Annotated in this window: 19 protein-coding genes and 1 tRNA gene; 9 read left to right on the top strand and 11 right to left on the bottom strand. The window is 62.3% G+C overall.

Going from position 1 to position 15,981, the window contains the following annotated elements:
• Positions 1 to 53: 53 nt before the first annotated feature.
• A tRNA-Leu gene (locus AB1781_03830) sits at positions 54 to 140 on the bottom strand.
• A gap of 136 nt (positions 141 to 276) precedes the next feature.
• Here AB1781_03830 and AB1781_03825 point away from each other — a divergent pair.
• Genes AB1781_03825 through AB1781_03815 form a run of 3 tightly spaced genes read left to right on the top strand, consistent with a single transcriptional unit; the run spans position 277 to position 1,903 of the window.
• The gene (locus AB1781_03825) at positions 277 to 858 is read left to right on the top strand and encodes a YqaA family protein (protein ID MEW5703701.1); all 582 of its coding nucleotides are present in this window, start codon (positions 277 to 279) and stop codon (positions 856 to 858) included.
• Positions 855 to 1,346: a disulfide bond formation protein B gene (locus AB1781_03820; GenBank protein MEW5703700.1), complete on the top strand. Its 492-nt coding sequence runs from the start codon at positions 855 to 857 to the stop codon at positions 1,344 to 1,346. Before AB1781_03825 ends, AB1781_03820 begins: the two co-directional genes overlap by 4 nt.
• Positions 1,343 to 1,903: a demethoxyubiquinone hydroxylase family protein gene (locus AB1781_03815; protein MEW5703699.1), complete on the top strand. Its 561-nt coding sequence runs from the start codon at positions 1,343 to 1,345 to the stop codon at positions 1,901 to 1,903. Before AB1781_03820 ends, AB1781_03815 begins: the two co-directional genes overlap by 4 nt.
• A 10-nt stretch (positions 1,904 to 1,913) precedes the next feature.
• Here the strand turns inward: AB1781_03815 and AB1781_03810 are convergent, their stop codons facing one another.
• From AB1781_03810 to AB1781_03800, 3 genes are all read right to left on the bottom strand, one after another.
• Entirely contained in the window at positions 1,914 to 2,501 is a 588-nt protein-coding gene (locus tag AB1781_03810; GenBank protein MEW5703698.1) for an HNH endonuclease, read from the bottom strand.
• Between the two features lie 115 nt (positions 2,502 to 2,616).
• Positions 2,617 to 3,297, bottom strand: coding sequence for a dienelactone hydrolase family protein (locus AB1781_03805; GenBank protein ID MEW5703697.1), 681 nt, complete (start codon positions 3,295 to 3,297; stop codon positions 2,617 to 2,619).
• Between the two features lie 9 nt (positions 3,298 to 3,306).
• A complete protein-coding gene (locus AB1781_03800; protein MEW5703696.1) occupies positions 3,307 to 4,353 on the bottom strand; it encodes a COX15/CtaA family protein in 1,047 nt (348 codons plus the stop codon).
• Between the two features lie 173 nt (positions 4,354 to 4,526).
• Here AB1781_03800 and AB1781_03795 point away from each other — a divergent pair, with 173 nt between their 5' ends.
• The 6 genes from AB1781_03795 (at position 4,527) to groL (ending at position 10,719) form a co-directional block, all read left to right on the top strand.
• The gene (locus AB1781_03795) at positions 4,527 to 4,919 is read left to right on the top strand and encodes a response regulator (GenBank protein ID MEW5703695.1); all 393 of its coding nucleotides are present in this window, start codon (positions 4,527 to 4,529) and stop codon (positions 4,917 to 4,919) included.
• 211 nt (positions 4,920 to 5,130) lie between these two features.
• On the top strand, positions 5,131 to 5,856 hold the full coding sequence (locus tag AB1781_03790; protein ID MEW5703694.1) for a phosphoadenylyl-sulfate reductase: 726 nt from the start codon (positions 5,131 to 5,133) through the stop codon (positions 5,854 to 5,856).
• The gene (gene cysD, locus AB1781_03785; protein ID MEW5703693.1) at positions 5,853 to 6,653 is read left to right on the top strand and encodes a sulfate adenylyltransferase subunit CysD; all 801 of its coding nucleotides are present in this window, start codon (positions 5,853 to 5,855) and stop codon (positions 6,651 to 6,653) included. The genes AB1781_03790 and cysD overlap by 4 nt, the downstream gene beginning before the upstream one ends.
• Complete coding sequence (cysC, locus tag AB1781_03780; protein ID MEW5703692.1) at positions 6,654 to 8,600, top strand: adenylyl-sulfate kinase; 1,947 nt, start codon at positions 6,654 to 6,656, stop codon at positions 8,598 to 8,600.
• A 136-nt stretch (positions 8,601 to 8,736) separates the two neighbouring features.
• Positions 8,737 to 9,054: a co-chaperone GroES gene (locus tag AB1781_03775; protein ID MEW5703691.1), complete on the top strand. Its 318-nt coding sequence runs from the start codon at positions 8,737 to 8,739 to the stop codon at positions 9,052 to 9,054.
• A gap of 33 nt (positions 9,055 to 9,087) precedes the next feature.
• Positions 9,088 to 10,719 (top strand): chaperonin GroEL, encoded by a 1,632-nt coding sequence (gene groL, locus AB1781_03770; protein MEW5703690.1) that lies wholly within the window; start codon positions 9,088 to 9,090, stop codon positions 10,717 to 10,719.
• A gap of 68 nt (positions 10,720 to 10,787) precedes the next feature.
• Here groL and AB1781_03765 read toward each other — a convergent pair whose 3' ends face one another.
• The 7 genes from AB1781_03765 to AB1781_03735 form a co-directional block, all read right to left on the bottom strand.
• On the bottom strand, positions 10,788 to 11,891 hold the full coding sequence (locus AB1781_03765; GenBank protein ID MEW5703689.1) for a quinone-dependent dihydroorotate dehydrogenase: 1,104 nt from the start codon (positions 11,889 to 11,891) through the stop codon (positions 10,788 to 10,790).
• Positions 11,892 to 11,937: 46 nt separating this feature from the next.
• The gene (locus AB1781_03760) at positions 11,938 to 12,486 is read right to left on the bottom strand and encodes a 3TM-type holin (protein MEW5703688.1); all 549 of its coding nucleotides are present in this window, start codon (positions 12,484 to 12,486) and stop codon (positions 11,938 to 11,940) included.
• Entirely contained in the window at positions 12,487 to 12,918 is a 432-nt protein-coding gene (locus tag AB1781_03755; GenBank protein ID MEW5703687.1) for a cell wall hydrolase, read from the bottom strand.
• Positions 12,915 to 13,217 (bottom strand): hypothetical protein, encoded by a 303-nt coding sequence (locus AB1781_03750; GenBank protein MEW5703686.1) that lies wholly within the window; start codon positions 13,215 to 13,217, stop codon positions 12,915 to 12,917. Before AB1781_03750 ends, AB1781_03755 begins: the two co-directional genes overlap by 4 nt.
• A gap of 15 nt (positions 13,218 to 13,232) precedes the next feature.
• A complete protein-coding gene (terL, locus tag AB1781_03745; GenBank protein MEW5703685.1) occupies positions 13,233 to 14,705 on the bottom strand; it encodes a phage terminase large subunit in 1,473 nt (490 codons plus the stop codon).
• The gene (locus AB1781_03740) at positions 14,702 to 14,998 is read right to left on the bottom strand and encodes a hypothetical protein (protein ID MEW5703684.1); all 297 of its coding nucleotides are present in this window, start codon (positions 14,996 to 14,998) and stop codon (positions 14,702 to 14,704) included. Before AB1781_03740 ends, terL begins: the two co-directional genes overlap by 4 nt.
• The coding region (locus tag AB1781_03735) for a hypothetical protein (protein MEW5703683.1) at positions 14,998 to 15,981 on the bottom strand (984 nt) is incomplete at its 5' end. The genes AB1781_03740 and AB1781_03735, both read right to left, overlap by 1 nt.

Raw genomic sequence — 15,981 nt, 5'->3', positions numbered from 1 at the left:
ATAGGCGGCAGGCGTGGGCGGAAGCCATGAGGTGGGGTGTGCGCTGCGAAACCTGGTGCCCCCGGGGAGAGTCGAACTCCCACTCCGTTGCCGGAACCAGATTTTGAGTCTGGCGCGTCTACCAATTCCGCCACAGGGGCCTTAGGGGTCGCTATCCTAACCGTCGGGAAGCTCCGGTCAATGGCGGGTCTTGCCAAGGTCCGTCCCGCGGGTTCTATTGGCGCCCGTGTTGCGCCTTTTGGTCGCGCCCCTTGCGGGGGGGGGCCGGATCGGTTGATGCTGAAACGCCTCTACGACGCCACGATGCGGCTTGCTGCGGGCAAGCGGGCCTTTGCCGCGCTTGCCGCCGTCTCGTTCACGGAAAGCGCCTTCTTTCCGGTGCCGCCGGATCTTCTGCTGGTGCCGATGTGCCTGGCCCGGCGGGAACGCGCTTTCTTTCTGGCCGGGCTCTGCACGATGGCTTCGGTGGCCGGCGCGCTGCTCGGTTACGGGATCGGCTTCTTCTTCTATGAGGTGGTGGGTCGGCCGCTTCTCGATTTCTATGGCTTCACGGCGGCGTTTGTGGAATTCCAGACCCATTACCGGGCGTGGGGGATTTGGATCGTGGTCGGCGCCGCCTTCACGCCCTTTCCCTACAAGGTGATCACCATCGCAAGCGGCGCCGTCGGCATGGCTGTCCCGCCCTTCCTGCTTGCCTCGCTGGTTGGGCGCGGGCTTCGCTTTTACATCGAGGCGGGGCTGCTCTGGTATTTCGGGCCCTCCATCCGCGGCTTCGTCGAGAAGAACCTGGCGCCGCTTTCGGTCCTGGTCTTCGTGGTAGCGATCGGGCTCGCCCTTCTCCTAAAATACGTCCTATGAGCGTGAGCCGAAGGGCCGTGTTTCTGGGATTTTTCGCGCTGAGCGTGGGCGCCCTCGGGGTCGCCTACGGCTTTCAGTTTGCCGGGCTCAAGCCCTGCGCGCTCTGCCTCTACCAGCGCCTCCCTTACGGGCTGGCGGCGGGTATCGCCCTTCTCGCCTTCCTGTTCCGGCCCGAGGCCAGGGCGGCTTCCGGTCTTTGCCTGGTGCTGGCGTTGCTTTTCCTCGGCAATGCGGGGCTTGCTTCCTACCATGTCGGCGTCGAGCAAGGCTGGTTCACGCTTTCGGCGGCGTGCGCAGGCGGCGGCGAGAGCGAAAGCCTCGAGATGCTTCGGCAAAGCCTGCGGGCGACGGAGCCCGCGCGCTGCGACGAGGTGCCGTGGGCGCTTTTCGGAATCTCGATCGCCGGTTTCAACGCGCTCGCCTCGCTCGCCCTGGCGGCCTCCGCCCTGTGGGCCGCGCGCATCCTGCGGAAAGGAAGCAACCCATGACCGAGACGCGACGGTCCCCGGCCTCACGGCTGCCCGGCGATCCGTCGCCGGCGGAGGCCGTCGAGCGGATGATCCGGGTCGATCACGCCGGCGAGTACGGCGCCGTCCGCATTTACCAAGGCCAGGTGGCCGTGTTGGGAGAGACCGAGAAAGGCGACGTGCTGCGGCGCCTTCTGGAGCAGGAACGCGCCCATCTCAATGTCTTCGAGAAGCTGGTCGCGGACCGCCGCGTCCGCCCGACGCTGCTTACGCCTTTCTGGCACGTGGCCGGCTTCGCCCTGGGGGCGGCGACGGCACTTCTGGGCGCGCGCGCCGCCATGGCCTGCACGGTCGCCGTCGAGGAGGTGATTGATGCGCACTACCGCGGGCAGCTCGACCGGCTGGACGAGGCGGAGCCGGAATTGCGCGAGGTGATCGCGGCGTTCCGCGAGGACGAACTTGCTCACAAGGCAACCGCCCTCGCGCACGGGGCGGAAGCCGCCCCCGCCTATGCGCTTTTGAGCGGGGCGGTCAAGGCGGCCTCGCGCCTTGCCATCTGGCTTTCGACCCGGGTGTGAGCCGCCGGCCTCAGGACTGTTCGAGTTCCGTATCCCAGTAGAGATAGTCCCGCCAGCTTTCGTGCAGATAGTTCGGCGGGAAGGCGCGGCCGTTCTCGCGAAGGTCGTAGGCGGTTGGCTGTGCGGGGCGGGTTCTTGGATGCATGCCGCTCTGTTCGGGCGTGCGCCCACCCTTGCGGATGTTGCAATGGCCGCAGGCGGAAACCACGTTCATCCAGGTCGTCCGCCCCCCGCGGGAGCGCGGCACGACGTGATCGAAGGTAAGGTCCTCGGACGCGTAAGCCGCGCTGCAATATTGGCAACGGAAATGGTCGCGCAGGAAAACGTTGAACCGCGTGAAGGCCGGGTGACGGCGGATCGGGATGTATTCCTTGAGCGCGATCACGCTCGGCAGCCGGAGCTTGAGGCTCGGCGAACGGATGAAGAAATCGTATTCGGAAAGAATGCTGACCCGGTTGAGGACGACCGCCTTGATCGCGTCCTGCCAGGACCAGGTGGAGAGCGGAAAATAATTGAGCGGCTGGAAATCCGCGTTCAGCACGAGGGCCGGGTAATTCTTTAGCTGCGCTTCCACGCCTTCCTCTTTTGACCGCGCCAAGGCTTCCCTAAGGCCGGACAGGCGAGCGGATTGTGCCTTGTCGAGAGATAAAAAGCTAGCAAAAACCGTGGGTTGAGGGGGCTTCAGGGGGGCATGGAGAATGGCCGGGCGCGGCTTACCCGTCGGCGGGTGTGCCCAGAATTTCGGCCAGGAAGCGGCCTCCCAAGGCCAGGCCCGCCGCGTCTATCCCGTGGCCAAGCCCTTGTGAAACATGGGACTTCACCGGAACGCCCGCCGCGCGCAGGGCGTTTTCCGTCATCGTTAAAGCCTGCACCGGGATCATGGGGTCGGCCGCGCCATGCACCAGGAAGACCGGCGGCCGGACGCGGATTTCTTCGGCCAAGGTTTCGGCGCCGACGAGGACGCCGGAAAAGCCGAGGATGCCGGCCGGCGGATGGCTGCGGCGCAGGCCAACGTGCAGCGCCATCATCGTGCCTTGCGAAAACCCGACGAGCGCAAGATCGCGTTCCGTGAGCCCGCGCTTTTCGAGTTCGGCGTCGAGGAAGGCATCCAACCGGGGGGCCGCGTCAAGGACGCCGGCGTGCATTTCCTCGATGTCGAGGCTGCCGACCGGAAACCACTGGCGGCCAATCGGATAGCCGGCGCAAGGTTCGGGCGCGTTCGGCGAAAGGAATTCGACATCCGGCATCAACCCCGCCCAATGCGGCGCCAGCCCGATCAGGTCGTGCATGTCTGCGCCATAGCCGTGCAGGAGGACGACGAGCTTGCCGGCCGGTCCGCCGGAGGCGGGCGGGTGGCAAACGGTCTCGAAGTGTCCGGCGGCGGGCTTCGGCATGGCGCGGCCTTAATTCCCTTCCCGCCGGGTTTCATCCTCGGCCCACAGCGCCAGAGTAAACAGAAGGAGAGCCCCCGCCTGGTGCGCTACGCCAAGCGGCAGCGGCACGGCATGGAGAAGTGTCGCGATGCCAAGGCCTGCCTGCAGGGTCGCCATGGCCAGAAGAAGGCCGAGCGCCAGTCTCGCCCGTTTCGAAACCGTCACCCGCCAGGAAGCAAGCCAGAGCGCCGCCACCCAAAGAAACGTGAACCCGCCAAGCAGCCGGTGGTTGAATTGCACGCTCGGGATGTTCTCGAAGAAATTCCGCCAGGCGGGTTCCAGCGCCCAGTAGCCGTCCGGGGCGAAGCCTTCCCCCATTCTCGGGAAGGTGTTGTAGGTAAGGCCGGCGTCGATGCCGGCGACGAAGGCGCCGGCGAGAATGGTCAGGAAAACCAGCGCTACCGTGCCGGCCGTGGCGGCGCCGAAAAGGGATGGCGGCCGTTTTCCGGCCGCCGTCGGCCGGCAGCTAAGACCAAGCCGGAAGAGAAGCGCGAAAACGATCGACGCCAGCCCGAGATGGGCGGCCAGCCGGTAGGGACTGACGTCGGGCCGTTCGACCAGGCCGCTTTGCACCATGTACCAGCCGAGCCAGCCTTGAAAGGCGCCGAGCAGAAAGACGCCGAGAAGTCGTGCGGCCAGTTTCCGGTCGAGCGCGCCGCGCAGCCAGAAATAAAGAAAAGGAAAGAAGAAAACGGCGCCGATGAAGCGGCCCCACAGGCGGTGCAGGTACTCCAGCCAAAAGATCGATTTGAACTCGGCCAATGTCATGCCGATGTGCCGCATCTCGTATTCGGGAAAGGCCCGGTATTGCGCGAAGACCGCTTGCCATTCCGCCTCCGAGAGCGGCGGCAGGATGCCGGTCAGCGGCTTCCATTCGACGATGGAAAGGCCGGCGTTTGAAAGCCGCGTGGTTCCTCCCAGCAGGACCATGGTGAAAACAAGGCCCGCGCACAGGAAAAGCCAGATCGCAACTTGTCGCCCATGGGAAGGGGGGCGGATGGGGATTTCCCTTGTCATGGGTGCCTCCTGGTGCGTCCTTAGGCACTTTCCTTGACGGGGGCAAGGGGGATGGGAAAAATAAAGCGGCGTGGGCTGTCGGCTGAAGACGCCGACAACCATGCCTTAAGGCTTAAAACACCATTATACGGCATGCTACCGTTCGTCAGGGGTTTGTAAGGGGTGAAGCCGTCATGACGTCGAAACGTCTACTCGTCATCGATGACGAGGAAGAAATCTGTGACCTCATCCGCAACGTGGCCGAAGGCGAAGGCTTCGAGGTTTACACGACCGTCCACCCGACGGAGTTCCTGGCCGCCTTTCAGACTTTCAAGCCGACCGTCGTCATGCTCGATCTCGTCATGCCGGAAACGGACGGGATCGAATGTCTGCGTCACCTGGCGGAGATCGGCTGCGCGGCCCCCATTTTCGTCATGAGCGGCTATAGTGGAAAACTGTTGGAGAGCGCCCGCAGTCTTGGCGACGCCTTCGGCCTTCCCTTCGTTCAGAGCCTGGAAAAGCCGATTCGCGTGAAACGGTTGCGCGCGGCTCTGGCCGAAGCGCTCCATCACACCACCGGCATATGAGCCGGTAGGGCGCGGCCGCTAAAAAACGGCGAGGCGCTATAAAATTATAGGTAAATCAAGTTGTTATTTCGTATTGTACATATTTATTATGTATAGCAATACGAATTACATAGAAATCGGTTGTGTTTTGCGTAAATAACGTAATATGAATGTATATATAGTATATTTAACTAATTTATTTAGTTAAATAAGACAGGCAAGGTCACCTCGCATGACAGCGCTGGCGAAGGCGGAAGCGGCGAAGCCTCGGGTTGCGGCTCTCGATAAGGCCTATGGCCATCTCGATGGGCTTGCGCTTCTCCGCGTCATGATCGAGAAGGAATTCCGAGGCCGTATCGCGCTTGGCTCCTCCTTCGGGGCGGAGGCGGGCGTGCTGCTGGCGCTGGTCGCCGAGATCGATCCGGCGACGCCGGTCCTTTTTCTCGATACGCGGAAGCTTTTTGAGGAGACGCTTCGCTATAAGGAAACGCTTGTCGCACGCCTCGGGTTGACGGACGTTCGCGTGCTGCGGCCGGACGCGGCGGAGCTTGTGGCGGAAGACCCCGATGCAACTCTTTGGTCGCGGGATTACGACGCCTGCTGCGACCTTCGCAAGGTTCGGCCGCTCAATCGCGCGCTTGGCGATTTCGATGCGTGGATCACCGGCCGCAAGCGTTTCCATGGCGATGGCCGCACCACGTTGCCGACGATCGAAGCGGAGGACGGAAAGATCAAGATCAACCCGCTGGTGCGGTGGAGCCAAGCCGACATCGCCGCCGAATTCAAAGCGCGCGACTTGCCTCCCCACCCGCTGGTGGCGCAAGGTTATCTTTCCATTGGCTGTACGACCTGCACGCGCCGGATCGAGCCGAACGAAGAAATCCGCGCCGGTCGCTGGGCGGCAAGCGACAAGACAGAATGCGGCATCCATAAGGCACGCTGGTCCAAAAACCCATGAATTACCTCGACGCCCTGGAAAACCAAAGCCTCTACATCTTCCGGGAAGCCTTCAACAAGATCGACAAGCTGGCGATGCTGTGGTCGATCGGGAAGGACAGCAATGTCCTTTTGTGGCTGGCCCGGAAGGCGTTCCTTGGCCACGTGCCTTTTCCGCTCGTGCACATCGACACCTCCTACAAGATGCCCGAGATGATCGCGTTTCGCGATCGCATGGCGAAGGAATGGAATTTGAATCTGATCGTCGGCCAGAACAAGGCGGCGCTCGCGGCGGGCATGGGGCCGGAGAAGGGGCGCGTCGTTTGCTGCGGGGCCCTCAAGACGGAAGGCCTCAAACAGACGATCGCCGCCCAGGGCTTCACCGGCGTCTTCGCCGGCATCCGGCGCGACGAGGAAGGAACCCGCGCGAAGGAACGCGTCTTCAGCCCGCGCGGCGAACACGCGGAGTGGGACTTTCGCGACCAGCCGCCGGAATTCTGGGACCAGTTCAAGACGGATTTTGCACCGGGCACGCATCTGCGTATCCATCCCATCCTGCACTGGACGGAACTCGACATCTGGCGGTACATCCGGCGGGAGAACATCCCGGTCGTGGATCTGTATTTCGCGAAGGACGGTCGGCGGTATCGCTCGCTCGGCTGCGCGCCGTGCACGGGCACCGTCGCCTCGACCGCCGCGACGATTGACGACATCATCGCCGAGCTTGAAACGACGAAGATTTCCGAACGTTCCGGCCGCGCTCAGGACAAGGAATCGGAGGACGCGTTCGAACGGCTCCGGGTCGAGGGGTATATGTAGATGGCGGGCCCGATCTCTTCCGAGCGTGCGCTGAACGCGGCGCTTCTCCGCGTTGTGATCGTCGGCCATGTCGATCATGGCAAATCGACTCTCGTCGGGCGGCTCCTCTACGACACGGACTCTTTCCCGGAGGGGAAGCTGGAGGCGATTCAGGCCATGTGCGAACGTCGGGGGATGCCCTTCGAGTGGGCGTTTCTTATGGACGCGCTGCAGGCGGAGCGGGACCAGGGGATCACGATCGACGCTTCCCAGATCCGCTTCAAGACGGCAAAGCGCGACTACGTCATCATCGACGCTCCCGGCCACAAGGAATTTCTGAAGAACATGGTGAGTGGCGCGGCCAGCGCCGACGCGGCGCTTCTTGTGATCGACGCCCATGAAGGCGTGCAGGAACAATCCCGTCGGCACGGTTATCTCCTGCACCTTCTCGGCGTTCGCCAAGTCGTCGTCGCCATCAACAAGATGGACCTTGCCGACTATTCTGAGAGCCGCTTCGTGAAGGTGGAGGAAGAGTACCGCAGGTACCTGGCCGGGATCGGCGTCGAGGCCCGGCATATCATTCCCGTCTCTGCCCGCGAGGGCGGCGGCATTGTTCGGCGTTCCGACCGGATGGACTGGTACGACGGGCCCACGGTCGTCGAGGCGCTGGACGGCTTTCAGCCGCCGGTGCCGCCGACCGAACTGCCGCTTCGATTTCCCATCCAGGACGTCTATAAGTTCGACCATCGCCGGCTCATCGTCGGCCGCATCGAAAGCGGCCGGCTTCGCGTCGGCGACACGATCCTGCTGTCGCCTTCGAACAAGGCCGCAAAGGTGGCGAGCATCGAAAACTGGGGCGCTTCCGTGCCCAGCCTAGCCGCTTCCGCCGGCCAGTCGATCGCGGTCACGCTGCACGAACAGATTTTCATCGAGCGCGGCCAAGTGGCCAGCCATGCGGAAAATCCGCCGATCGAAACGAACGTCTTCCGCGCCAACATCTTTTGGCTCGGCCATAAACCTCTGAAGGTTGGCAACCGCTACAAGCTCAAGCTGCACACCGGCGAATACCGTGCCGAGGTGCAATCCATCGACCGTATTGTCGAGGTGGCGGACCTTTCCTCTCAAAAAGGCGAGGAAGTCGTCAAGAACGCAGTCGCGGAGGTGACGTTGCGCACGCGCGGCCTGGTCGCGCTGGACGAATTTTCCGACAACTCGCATACGGGGCGTTTCGTTCTCGTCGAAGACTACGCCATCGTCGGCGGCGGCATCGTCAACATGAAAGGCTACCCCGATCAGCGGCAAAGCGTTACGCGGAAGGCGACCAATATTTTCTTCGTCGACCACCGTGTGGATGCGGCGTCGCGCTGGCAGTTGAACGGGCACCGCAGTGGCGTGCTCTGGCTGACCGGCCTTTCCGGGGCGGGCAAGTCGACGCTGGCGCTTGAACTCGAAAGTCAACTTTTTCGCAAGGGCTATCAAGTGTACGTCCTTGACGGCGATAACCTGCGGAACGGGTTGAACGCGAATCTTGGTTTTTTGCCGGAAGATCGAGCCGAAAATATTCGGCGCGCCGGCGAGGTTGCCGCTCTTTTCGCGGAAGCCGGCTTGATCGTGATCACCGCCTTCATTTCGCCTTACCGGGCCGATCGCGACCGTGTGCGCGCCATAGCGCCGGAAGGCTTTCACGAAGTTTACGTGAAGGCTTCTCTCGCTACTTGCGAACGGCGGGATCCGAAGGGACTCTACCGGCGGGCCCGAACCGGCGAGATTCCCGATTTCACTGGCGTCTCCTCGCCCTACGAGGCGCCGGAAACACCGGAACTTACCCTCGATACGGACGAACTCACGGTCGAGGAATCCGTCGCCCGTCTTCTCGAATATGTCGAAAAGAACCTGGTTGGCGGCAAGGGGTGGGAAGACCAGAGCCCTCTCGGCTCCGTGAATCAGCTCGGCGCGCCCGGCCTCTGATACCGATTTCGCATGGTTTTTCTTGACAGACAACGAAGGCTTGCGTAGAGCATTAGCACTCTAGAATGAAGAGTGCCAAAAGGCATCCCCAACCGGTTTTTCGGTTGCTGGAAAGAGGAGTTATGGAGAAAAAATCATGGAATTCAAGCCATTACACGACCGAGCGTTGATTCGGCCCCTGGCATCGCAAGAGAAGACCGCCGGCGGTATCATCATACCGGATACGGTAAAGGAAAAACCCCAGGAAGGCGAAATTCTTGCGGTGGGCTCCGGCACCCGCGACGAAATGGGCAAGCTCATTCCGCTCGATGTCAAGGCGGGCGATCGGGTGCTTTACGGGAAGTGGTCCGGTACCGAGGTGAAAATCGACGGCGAGGATCTGCTGATTGTGAAAGAGTCCGATATTTTGGGAATCGTGACTGGCGCGAAAAACAAGAACAAGAAGAAGAGTTAACGAAGGACGCTGGGACAAGAGGAGTCGAAGGCTATGGCTGCAAAAGAAATTCTCTTTGGTGTTGATGCGCGCACGCGCATGTTGCGCGGGGTCGAAACGCTCGCAAACGCCGTGAAAGTGACACTGGGCCCGAAGGGGCGCACCGTAATTCTGGATAAATCTTTCGGCACGCCGCGAATCACGAAAGACGGTGTGACGGTCGCCAACGAAATCGAGCTGGGAGACAAGTTCGAGAACATGGGCGCGCAGATGGTTCGCTCGGTGGCAAGCCGCACGAACGAGGAAGCCGGCGACGGTACGACGACGGCAACCGTCCTGACGCATATGATTCTGAAGGAAGGCGTCAAAGCGGTGGCTGCCGGCATGAATCCGATGGATCTTCGGCGCGGCATCGATCTCGCGGTCGCAGCCGTGGTCGAAGACGTCGCTAAGCGCGCGAAGAAAATCTCGACCAGTGCGGAAATTATGCAGGTCGGCATAATTTCGGCGAACGGCGAATCGGCAATTGGTAAGAAAATTGCTGACGCCATGGAGCAGGTCGGCAAAGAAGGCGTCATCACGGTCGAGGAGGCGAAGGGTCTTCAGGACGAACTGGAAGTCGTCGAAGGCATGCAGTTCGATCGGGGCTATGTCTCGCCTTACTTCATTACGAACGCCGAGCGCATGGTCTGCGAGCTGGAAACCCCCTACATCCTCTTGAGCGAGGGTAAGCTTTCGAGCCTGCAGCCGATGCTGCCGCTTCTCGAGGCGGTCGTGCAGGCGGGCCGTCCGCTCGTCATCGTTGCCGAGGACATCGAAGGCGAAGCGTTGGCCACGCTGGTTGTCAACAAGCTGCGCGGCGGGCTCAAGGTGCTGGGTGTGAAGGCGCCCGGCTTTGGGGATCGCCGGAAGGCAATGCTCGAAGATATCGCCACGCTCACCGGCGGCCAGGTCATCTCCGAAGACCTTGGTATCAAGCTTGAGAACGTGACTCTTGCCATGCTGGGCACGGCGAAAAAGGTCGGCGCCACAAAGGAAAATACGACGATCGTGGATGGCGCCGGTAAGAAAAGCGATATCAAGGCGCGCTGCACGCAAATCCGCAAGCAGGTCGAGGAAACCACCTCCGAATACGACAAGGAGAAGCTGCAGGAGCGTCTGGCGAAGCTCGCCGGCGGGGTTGCGGTGATTCGCGTCGGCGGGGCGACGGAAGCCGAGGTGAAGGAGCGGAAGGACCTCGTCGACGATGCCCTTAATGCAACGCGGGCGGCCGTCGAGGAAGGCATCGTGGCCGGCGGCGGTTCGGCGCTCCTCTATGCGACGCGGGCGCTTTCGAAGCTGAAGGTCGCCAACGAAGACCAGCGCGTCGGCGTCGAAATTGTTCGCCGCGCCCTGGAAGCTCCGGTGCGCCAAATCGCGAACAACGCCGGTGCCGACGGCGCCGTCATTGCCGGAAAACTTCTGGAAGGCAAGGATACGGATTTCGGCTTCGACGCTCAGAAGGGCGAATACGTCAACATGGTGAAGGCGGGCATCATCGACCCGGCAAAGGTCGTTCGCATCGCGCTTCAGGACGCGGCTTCCATCGCGGGCCTTATGGTGACGACGGAGGCGATGGTGACGGAGAAGCCGGAAGACGCGGCAAAAATCCAGACCCATCTGACACCGCCGGAACCAAGCTTCTAAAGCCTTAAGAGCTTTGTGTTGAAAAAAGGGTCGCCTTTCGGGGCGGCCCTTTTCTTTTGGCTGGAAACCTAGCGCAGTTGCCGATGGTCGGCGCCTATGGCCTGCTCGACATGGGTGAAGCCGTCGCGGCGGAGAAGCCGGTCAAGTTCGCGCCGGATTCGCGTCACCAGTGCCGGCCCTTCGAAAACCAGCGCCGTATAAAGCTGTACGAGCGAAGCGCCGGCTCGGACCTTCGCATACGCCTCCTCGCCACTGGCGATTCCGCCGGTCCCGATCAGGGGCACGCGCCCTTCCGTTCGGCGGTAGAAATCGGCAAGCACTTCGGTCGAAAGAGCAAACAGCGGCTTGCCGCTCAAGCCGCCCGCCTCATGGCGCAGCGGGCTTTGCAAGTAGGAAGGGCGCGTTAGCGTCGTGTTGCCGATGACAAGGCCGTCCGCGAGTCCTTCCAAGGCAACCTCCGCGATTCCTTCGCGTTCCGCCTCCTCAAGATCGGGGGCGACTTTCAAAAGCAACGGTGTCGGCTGGCCAAGCCCTTTTCCCGTTATGGCGGCGCGGGTCTTTTCGAGGACTTCCCTCACGCGCGCCTTCGTCTGGAGGTCGCGAAGGCCCGGCGTGTTCGGCGAGGAAACGTTGAGGACAAGGTAATCCGCAAGGCCCGCGAAGGCAGCGGCAGCAGCGGCGTAGTCGGTGCTGGCGTTCTCACTTTCGCGGTTCTTGCCGACGTTCACGCCGACGACGCCGGGGGCGTGGCCCGCCGCGTCGCCTCGCCGGCGCAGCCGTTCAACCACCTTCGCCATGCCGTCGCTGTTGAAGCCCAAGCGGTTTATGACGGCTTCGTCCTTCGTCAGGCGAAAAAGCCGAGGCTTCGGATTGCCGGCCTGGGGCTTGGGTGTCACGGTGCCGACCTCGACGAAACCGAAGCCGAAACGGAACATGGCGTCCACCGCTTCGGCGTTCTTGTCGAAACCGGCCGCCAGGCCGATCGCGTTCGGAAAGGAAAGCCCAAAGGCGCGCGTTGCCAGCGACGGCTCGTCCACTGCCCGCCTTCGCGGCGCAAGCCCGAGGCCAAGCGCCGCCAGAATCAGGTCGTGGGCGGCTTCCGGCGGCAGCCATCGGAGGAATGGCGCAATCAGCCGGTAACCGGCCGTGAAAGTGGCAATTTCAAACCCCATGGCGCCCCCAACCTAGCGGAAAGCCACGCGGCTGGGTAGCGAACCCCTATTTTCCGCCGAAGCGTTTTGCAAGCCTGCCGAGAACGTCCTGGCCGGGGCCGGGAAGAAGGCCAGCCGTTTTTTCCTGGGAGCGCTTGTAGACGTAAATTCCGAGCACGCTCAATCCCACCGTCCAGATAGTGCTTAAATGCCCGAGAGACGCCACCACCTCGCCGGCGCGCGCCGGATCGAACGCGATCACATGGGCGACAGCCAGCATCTGGGCAAGCCAGGTAAGCGCCAGGATATAGCCGAAAGTGGGCCGCATCCTGCGAACATACGAATCCCCCGAGCTTACTTCCGAGCGGATCGTTTGGTTGATCTCACGCAAAATTCGCGCTTCTTGCTCCGCGTCAATTTCGGCCAGGCGCTCGACGTGGCGGTTCGCCTCGCGCACTTCCTCCGGCGTGATCGTTCCCTTCTCGATCGCGGAACCGACGCCTTTGAGCGCGTTCGCCGCCGATTGCGCGATCGGGTTTTCGAGGCCACCCAGCGCCCTTTCTACTGTCCGCACGAGAAAGGGAAGTCCGATTTCGGCAAGCAGGGCCGCCAGCATCTAGGTTTCCTCCCGGTAATAGAGATGATTGCCGAAGGCGGCGGCGGGTGTGCGTCCATGCGCCCATCCTGGAAATGTCTCCTGCGTATGAAAGTGCGTTGCCCCTTGCGTTGGGTCCGGCAACACTCCGGCGAGCGCGCGCCGCGCGATCCGATGGCAGGCAACAAAAAGGGGGTCTTCCGTTTGGCGGTCCAGTGGACGTTCCACAAGCGCAATCCGTTCCTGGCAAAGCGTCTCGAAACTTACGCCGCTTGTCCCTTTCCGGGTTTCAAGCGCCGCCCTGTTCAAAAACGCGGCGGCGATCGCTTCCATGTCGCGCACATTTCCCTTGCCATGCCCGGCGGCGTGTGTGCATTCCGCATGGATTGCGGCGGCGAGCAACCGGCCAAGCCGTCTTTCCTCGCGTTCGGCGAAATCGGCCCGCGCGTTCATCGCCACCTCTGGATCTGGTTGTCGAGCTTGTCCTCGATCCGTTGGAGATGGCGGGAAAGTCGCGTTTCCACATCCTTCAGATGCGCGATCGAGGCGTAGAATTTTGCAACCTCCAGTTTGAAGGTGGCCAGGTTCATCCGGTGCTCGTCGGCATCCGTCTGAAAGGCATGGTACAGCCGTTCGAGCGAGGCCTGCGCTTCGCTCCGGGCACGCCAGATCAGCCAGAAAAGACTGGCCAATGTCGGAAGTTCAACGGCAGTGATCCACCAGATCAGGCTGACGCTCCACTGGGTCTCCATCCGAAATCTCCTCGTTCAAACCTCGAAATCTGTCTTCGCAACGACGCTTCGCGCCCCGCGCCAGTCGCGCCGGCCCGGCGGGGTCGTCAGCGGCAGGCGAACAGGCTCGACGAGCAGGCAGCCGCTCACCGCATCCAGCCCGTCGTCCGGCCCGTGGGTGCCGGGCTGCCATTCCCGCATTTCCGTGACGAAAGGGGTCGTCCAAATGCTGCGATGTGCATGCAACGCACCCGCCGCGAGCACGGCGTCGAACGCGTCCAAAATCCGCAAGTCCTTGGTGCGAGTGGAAGTCGTCTCCAGGACGCTCGTGCCAAGACCAGCTTGCGCCAGTTCGCGCCGCAGGAGGCCCGGCAGGAAACGGCCAAGCCCATTCGTCTCCAGGATCAGGCTCGGCAGGTAAAGTCCTTTCAGGAATCCCGTCACCCGGCGACAGAGCTGGGTTGCCTCGTCCACTTCCGAGCCCGGTTCCCACGTGAAGTAGTGCAAGCGATGCAGCCAATAGCCGCCTTCTTCGTCCGTATAGAGGGCGGCAACCACGTTCGAATCGCCGCGCTCCGGAGATCCGAAGGCGGGGTCCCACCAGCAACTTGCCGAAACGAGGCGCCGCCCTTCGAGGTGGAGACTCGCCACCTTGTTCGATTCGCGGTAATCGAGCTCGCCCTCGTAGAGACGCAGCCGGTCGGGGTCCAAGCGGCTTTCCGCGATATTCATGGGCCTAAGCAGCATCTGGCTTGCGAACTTGTTTGGCCCGCTTCGCCGTTTGATTGCGGCGATCTTCTTTTTCGAGAAACGCTCCGGCCAGCGGCTCTTTCCCTTCCCATCCAGGATGGGAAGTTCAAGCCGCTTGAACCCGTCCAGGAAGGGCCGCTCCTCGCCGGTTTCCTTCCGCACCTCGTCCGTATAAATCGTGTAATAGGTGTGCGGGGTGCCGAGGTATAGCTGTAGGCCGTCCGGCACCAGCACATATTCGATTTCGGCCAGCTTCCGTCGCAAATCCGCCCGCTTCGGCGCCGTGTCGCAGGTATTCGGCACCTCGACGTCGTCGCACAGCACGACGTCTGCCCGGCTTCCCGTAACGTTCGCGTTGATCCCGCGTCCCAGCATCGAAGGATCGCGAAGGTGCAGCCGGCGTTTCACGGTGAATTTAGAGGCAGCCCACTGGTCGGCGCGTTTTGGTTTAAGCTGTCGCGTCAGCGGGTGCCGCTCGATGATCTGCATGACGTTGCGGACCATCTTGTTCGCCAGCTCCTGTTCGGCGGCGAGGACGAGGATTCGCAAGTTTGGGTTCCTGCCCAAAAGCCAGGCCGAAAATAGACCGGAAATCGTTGATTTCCCGCTGTTGCGGAAGGCAATCAACAAAAGCTCGCGGTCGCCTTCTTGCCAGCGTTCGCCCAGCCAGTGCGTGATCTCCAGGTGCAGTTTCGGGGTGGGCTGAGCTTGCAGGCGATTCCAAAGCCAGACGAATTCCGGAAAAGTTGGCCACGTCATGCCTCCTCCGTCATCTCAGCCATTGCCGCCCGCGCTTCGGCGATCAGCTTTGCCACGTCCTCGTTGCTTTCCTCGTTGCCAACCTCGTTTGTCTCCGCCCAGCGCGCGAGCCGGATCAGCAGCTCCATATGCGCAAGCGCCGCCCGGCACGCGGCATGATGGGTTGCAAACCCTTTCGGATCCTTTGGTTGCTGCGCGGCGGCGAAGCGACGGTAGCTGGTCATCGCCTTCCCCATCAGGCCGGGCAGCATGGCGAGAACCTGCGTGCGCAGACCCGCCATGTCTTTTGCCATCAGGCCGGGCTCGTCGCGAACAGCAAGACAGCGATATTCCGGGTGCTGGCGAGCCGGTTTTCAATGTAAAGCTTGCCGTCCGAATGAGCGGAATAAGTGATCTTGTCCGGGTTGCCCGTCGTTCCGGTTAATACCCCGGTCGTTGCTTCAACACCGGTGATCTTCGCGATCAGGCTGCAGAAACGGGACGCATCCACCCGCCACGAGAAAAGCGCACCGGCCGAATCACCAAGCGCGTTGAGTCCAAAGGCGAGGGCAATTCCGCTTCCGGCGGGTGTTGTCAGGCTTGCCGCGGTGTTTGTCGCAAGCGCGAAGGTCTGGAAATCCACCTTCGCGCCGGCCAACGTCTTCAGTGTTTCCCAGCCAAGCCCGGTGCCGGCGGCGTTCACCTTCAGGACCTGATTGCTCGTACCCATGGCGAGTCGCACCGGCGACGAGGCGTCGCGCGTGACAAGGTCGCCGGCCGTCGTCAGCAAATTAAGCGCGGTTCCGGTTAGCGTGATCTCGTTCGCATTCGCGGCGAGACCGATGCCATTTCCGGCGACCAGCGACTTGAAACGCAACGTGACGCCGGATTTCTCCGCGAACACCCCTTGGCCGCCGCCCAGGTTGAGGCCGTCGTTCGATTCGCCGCCAAGCGTGGGGTCGGCTTCCGTCGCAGCCCGGTCATAGACGGCCGGCTCCCCGAATTGCCCAAAGCCCAAAAGCTTGTTCGCCCGCGTTGCGGCCGGCGGCAGCGTCAGGTCCGTATCGATATCGTGGACTTCCTGGCGCAAGGCATCCTGGGCGAGGCTTTCCACCGTTTGCACGAACATCGTGAGGCGGTCGAGCTCCTCGTTGATATCGTGCCGCGTCGTCCGCGACGCAGCCGGTCGAGAATCTCCCGGGCGTTCGGTTGTTTCTCTTCCGGCGTTGCCGTTTGTACCGATGCCGTCGGCGCCGGCGCCGACGCCCGCCAGACAAACGGCGCGGGCTTTGGGGGG

The organism is Pseudomonadota bacterium, from assembly GCA_040752895.1.
Classification (GTDB): Bacteria; Pseudomonadota; Alphaproteobacteria.
The sequence above is the reverse complement of the archived record's forward strand: the minus strand, read 5'-3'. Positions and strand labels throughout refer to the sequence as shown.

Coding starts and splice junctions, on each gene's coding strand:
- AB1781_03765 (MEW5703689.1), bottom strand. CDS start 11,891: ATGGGGTTTGAAATTGCCACTTTCACGGCCGGTTACCGGCTGATTGCG.
- AB1781_03820 (MEW5703700.1), top strand. CDS start 855: ATGAGCGTGAGCCGAAGGGCCGTGTTTCTGGGATTTTTCGCGCTGAGC.
- AB1781_03795 (MEW5703695.1), top strand. CDS start 4,527: ATGACGTCGAAACGTCTACTCGTCATCGATGACGAGGAAGAAATCTGT.
- AB1781_03760 (MEW5703688.1), bottom strand. CDS start 12,486: ATGCTGGCGGCCCTGCTTGCCGAAATCGGACTTCCCTTTCTCGTGCGG.
- AB1781_03755 (MEW5703687.1), bottom strand. CDS start 12,918: ATGAACGCGCGGGCCGATTTCGCCGAACGCGAGGAAAGACGGCTTGGC.
- groL (MEW5703690.1), top strand. CDS start 9,088: ATGGCTGCAAAAGAAATTCTCTTTGGTGTTGATGCGCGCACGCGCATG.
- AB1781_03750 (MEW5703686.1), bottom strand. CDS start 13,217: ATGGAGACCCAGTGGAGCGTCAGCCTGATCTGGTGGATCACTGCCGTT.
- AB1781_03800 (MEW5703696.1), bottom strand. CDS start 4,353: ATGACAAGGGAAATCCCCATCCGCCCCCCTTCCCATGGGCGACAAGTT.
- AB1781_03815 (MEW5703699.1), top strand. CDS start 1,343: ATGACCGAGACGCGACGGTCCCCGGCCTCACGGCTGCCCGGCGATCCG.
- AB1781_03805 (MEW5703697.1), bottom strand. CDS start 3,297: ATGCCGAAGCCCGCCGCCGGACACTTCGAGACCGTTTGCCACCCGCCC.
- AB1781_03790 (MEW5703694.1), top strand. CDS start 5,131: ATGACAGCGCTGGCGAAGGCGGAAGCGGCGAAGCCTCGGGTTGCGGCT.
- cysD (MEW5703693.1), top strand. CDS start 5,853: ATGAATTACCTCGACGCCCTGGAAAACCAAAGCCTCTACATCTTCCGG.
- AB1781_03825 (MEW5703701.1), top strand. CDS start 277: ATGCTGAAACGCCTCTACGACGCCACGATGCGGCTTGCTGCGGGCAAG.
- AB1781_03740 (MEW5703684.1), bottom strand. CDS start 14,998: ATGGCAAAAGACATGGCGGGTCTGCGCACGCAGGTTCTCGCCATGCTG.
- cysC (MEW5703692.1), top strand. CDS start 6,654: ATGGCGGGCCCGATCTCTTCCGAGCGTGCGCTGAACGCGGCGCTTCTC.
- terL (MEW5703685.1), bottom strand. CDS start 14,705: ATGACGTGGCCAACTTTTCCGGAATTCGTCTGGCTTTGGAATCGCCTG.
- AB1781_03775 (MEW5703691.1), top strand. CDS start 8,737: ATGGAATTCAAGCCATTACACGACCGAGCGTTGATTCGGCCCCTGGCA.